Annotated in this window: 4 protein-coding genes; 2 read left to right on the forward strand and 2 right to left on the reverse strand. The window is 46.7% G+C overall.

Features of this window, described 5'->3' with window-relative positions:
- Positions 1 to 181: hypothetical protein (locus ACR0QN_RS13975; RefSeq protein WP_432651836.1), on the forward strand; the 181-nt coding region annotated here is incomplete at its 5' end.
- Positions 182 to 201: 20 nt separating this feature from the next.
- Here ACR0QN_RS13975 and ACR0QN_RS13980 read toward each other — a convergent pair.
- Both ACR0QN_RS13980 and ACR0QN_RS13985 read right to left on the reverse strand, forming a co-directional pair.
- On the reverse strand, positions 202 to 1,035 hold the full coding sequence (locus ACR0QN_RS13980) for a helix-turn-helix domain-containing protein (protein WP_432651837.1): 834 nt from the start codon (positions 1,033 to 1,035) through the stop codon (positions 202 to 204).
- Positions 1,036 to 1,055: 20 nt separating this feature from the next.
- A complete protein-coding gene (locus ACR0QN_RS13985) occupies positions 1,056 to 2,360 on the reverse strand; it encodes an MATE family efflux transporter (RefSeq protein ID WP_432651838.1) in 1,305 nt (434 codons plus the stop codon).
- Between the two features lie 258 nt (positions 2,361 to 2,618).
- Here ACR0QN_RS13985 and ACR0QN_RS13990 point away from each other — a divergent pair, with 258 nt between their 5' ends.
- The gene (locus ACR0QN_RS13990; RefSeq protein ID WP_432651839.1) at positions 2,619 to 3,896 is read left to right on the forward strand and encodes a substrate-binding domain-containing protein; all 1,278 of its coding nucleotides are present in this window, start codon (positions 2,619 to 2,621) and stop codon (positions 3,894 to 3,896) included.
- Positions 3,897 to 4,020 lie beyond the last annotated feature (124 nt).

Consider the following 4,020-nt stretch of genomic DNA (forward strand, 5'->3'; position numbering starts at 1 on the left):
AACCGTAGGGGAGGGGGAAGTCCGCATTTTTGTTGGGTTTATTTCTTCCCCCCTCCCCTTAGGTTGTCCCTTTGCTTACTCGCTAACATATTTAAGCAAAATTAAAATTATATATAAGCCAAAAAAACAGACCGATATATTCCGATTTATCGGGCAGATAGACTTTCCAAAAGCACTTTGACCAAAAGTCAAAAACGCATATCATGTTCTTCTGTTCCTGTACTCAGTAGGCGACATACCCGTTGCCTTTCGAAACGCTCTTGAGAAGTACAGATTATTTTCATATCCTGCGGAACGGGCGGCGGCGGTGACGGATATGTCCGTTTCGGAAAGAAGCTTTTTCGCCTGCTCTATCCTGTATTCTATGAGATAATCCGAGGGAGCGGCACCAAGCTCAGTTCTGAAAAGCCTGAAAAGCGTGCTTCGGGAAACGGCAGCTGCGGCGGCTATATCGTCCACCGAAATGGGCAGGGGATAGTTTGCGGCTATGTAGTCAAGGGCGGCTCTAAGGCATTTGTGCCGCTCCTCGCTCCGCTTTGATGTGGGATTTTTATTTCCCGAACGTTTCACCAGAGCCGCAAGGAGACGGTAAAGCGTTCCCGTAAGTTCAAGGGTGTTATACAGCTCCTGCCCCGGGTTGTCGGTTATCATCTCCATCAGCGGCAGTATATCCTCGCCGCAGCCGCTCATTACGGGGCAGTCGGGGGTAAAATCCGTTCGGCTGAGTATTATCTCGGCATCCGCTCCCGTAAAATTTACCCAGCGGTATTCCCAAGGGTCATCGGGGTCGGGGTAATATTCTATTTCCGTAAAGGGTCGGATAAGGAAGATATCCCCGGGGAAAAGGGAAAAGCTGCCATCGGGGGTGTTGTAAAAGCCCTTTCCCGATACTACATAATGGAGGATATACTGCTCTCTTATGCCCTTGCCCCATTTCTGCGCCGCACTGCATTGCTGATGTCCCGAATAGGTGACCGAGAGGGACACAAATTCCGAGGGCTGGGTCTTTACTGCGTATTTAAAGGCTTCGCTCATTTGTTATACCGCCTTTCTTTTTATTTCCCAAGCTTTGAAATATTTTTCTTTATCTGATATGCCGTTATAAAAAATGTGATAAGCTCTGCGGCGGCAAAGGACAGCCACACCCCGTCAAGTCCCCACAAAGCGGACATTATCACAGCACACAGGATTATGGAAACAAAGCCCCTGCTCACAGATACCGCAAATGCTCCCGAGGCTTCTTCAACGGCGCTAAGAAGTCCCGCTCCCGCAATGTTAAGTCCTGCGAAAACAAATCCCGGGAAATACAGCCTGAGACCCTTTTCGGCATATGCGGCAAGAAGGGGGTCGTTTTCGCTGTTAAATATCCCGGCCACGGGCTTTGTGAAAATGAAAACTGCCGAAATGAGTACAGCCGAGACCCCGAGGGCGGTGATGGCGGCAAGCTTTATGACCTTTTTTACGCTCCTGATATCTCCGTCACCGTAAAGCCTGCTGGCAATAGGCTGGGAGCCTTGAGCGATGCCGTTATAGACCGAGACTGCCACAATTGAGCAGTTGGCAATTACTCCGTATGCCGCAACACCTATATTTCCTGCGGCGGAAAGGATAAGTCCGTTGAATACTGCGGTGGTGACACCCGAGGATATCTCTCCAACAAATGAGGATATTCCAAGCTTACAGGCGCTTCCGAGACGTTTAAGCGACGGCGCAGAGAATTTCAGCTTAACGGTACATTTTTTTGAAGCAAAATGCTTACAGCACACAAGCACTCCGATGACAGGCGATATGGCAGTTGCCAGAGCCGCTCCTTCCATACCCATTCCCAGAGGGAACATCAGAATGTAATCGGCGGCGATATTAAAAAGACTGCTTGACAGGGTAGCCGCCATTGATACCGAAGGTGCTCCGTCATTTCGCACGAAGGCGTTGCAGATGTGGTTCCAGATGAAAAAGGGTGCAAAGGACATAAATATCCTTGTATAGCCCGAGCCTACGGCGGTTATCTCGCTGTCTCCGCCCATAAACGATATCACTTTGTCGGGGAAGAAAAATCCTACAGCCGAAAAGATAAGTCCTATGGCTGTTCCCCAGAAAAGGGCATTAAAAAAGTATTTGTCTCTGTCGGCGCTTTTTCGTCCGCCGTCAACGGCAAAGCGAATGGCTGAGCCTACGCCTATCATTGCTCCCACCGCAAATATAAGGCTGTATACGGGGAGCACAAGGTTAAGGGCTGTGATACCCTTTGCGCCCACAGCAAGAGATATGAAATAGGTATCGGCAATGACGTACAGAGACATTCCCACCATACCTAAAATATTCTGCGAAACATATTTTGCAAACTGCTTTTCCACTTTCATTTTACTGACCGTCTTTCATGGGGCTGATATATTCCCGAAGATAATTTATATACAGTTATTATTCTACCATAATCTTTCTCAAAAATCAACAATACCTACTTGTTTGCATAATGATAGGAGAAAAAATCGTGCGGCAGCTCTTAAATTTCTCTGAATTCGACAATTGATATTCAAAATCTATTGACTTTTTTAGTGAAACGTGATATAATATAACAAAATGTAATGCTATGCCGCATAAAATTTTATTTTACATTATTTATGAGCGGAGAGATTTTTTTGGGCAATATGGACAAACGCAGACCGCTGATAGCTGTCATCGTAAGCGAGGCGGACAGAAGCTTTATATGCGAGGCTCTTAATGTTATTCAGAAAGAGCTTTTTGCTGCGGATATGGACGCTGCGGTATTTTCTACACTCCTCACACGATATGAGGAGCTTTCAATAGAAAACAAGCTGTTTGATATCGTAAATTACGATATCATCGACGGCTTTATCGTGTTCCTTAAGGGGCTGCATGGCGACGGTGTTCGGGAGAGCCTTTCTGCAAAGCTTGAAAAGCTGGACAAGCCTGTTATTTATATGGACGAATTTGTCCCGGGCGAAAATAACACGGTATTTGATTACATAGAGCTGGCAGATGCGGCTGCTGCTCATCTTTCGGATATCCATAGCGTAAAGACCGCCGCATATGTGGACGGAAACGACGCTTCCGAATATTACGAATGTCTCAAAAATAATTTTATTGCCGCTCTTAAAAGAAAAGGGATAACTGTTCCCAAAGAACTTGAATTTTACGGCAGAGAGCTTTCGGGAAATTTTTCTGAAATTGTGGATAAAATGATAAGCTTCGGGATGCCCGACGCAGCTTTATGCTCGAGCGATCACTCGGCTGCCGCTCTGATAGGCGAGCTTTCACGCAGAAATGTCAGAGTCCCCGAGGATATCATCATTATGGGCTGCTGCAGCGGTGAGCCGTACAAGACCTCTGCGCTGAACATTTCTTCCGTAAAGAGAGACCCCGCAAAAATTGCGGCAAATGCTGCACGCAGGATAATTTCCGCCATAAAGGGAGTGCCTTTCGTTCCCTATGAGGGCGCTTCAAGCAAATTTGTAAATGGCTTCAGCTGCGGCTGCGGAAATATTGATCTTCTCAGTCTTTCCGAGGCGGCAAAGAAGGAAATGATGCCCTACAGTCCCGACGGCTTCGACTCCTGCTACAACTATATGCAGGAGGAGCTTATCAGCGCCCCAACGTTTATTGATTTTCTGTGGAAGCTGGACTGGTACACATTTTACATAAATGGTCTGAAAGGCTTCTGGCTGTGCCTTAACGACAATATTATGCACACAAGCGCTGCCGTTACCGAATACACCGATGATATGGATATGCCCTATGCCCGTCTGAACGGCAAAGGCTCGGTGGACGAGAACCGTAAATTCAGCAGGAGCCAAATGCTTCCTTATATTTTCGAAGACAGAGACGAGCCTGCTGCTTTCATCTTTACGCCCCTTCATTTTGATTATGGTAACCTCTAAAAACCCTGGTATTTAAACAAGCGGAATTATATGAGGAAAATTTTCCGTGTCAAAAGCCGAAACAGCCTCTATTTGACCACAAAATCCCCTCTATTATTGCCCTTTTTCCTCAAAAGGGCGCAGT

This window comes from Huintestinicola sp. (assembly GCF_050874005.1).
Classification (GTDB): Bacteria; Bacillota; Clostridia; order Oscillospirales; family Ruminococcaceae; genus Huintestinicola.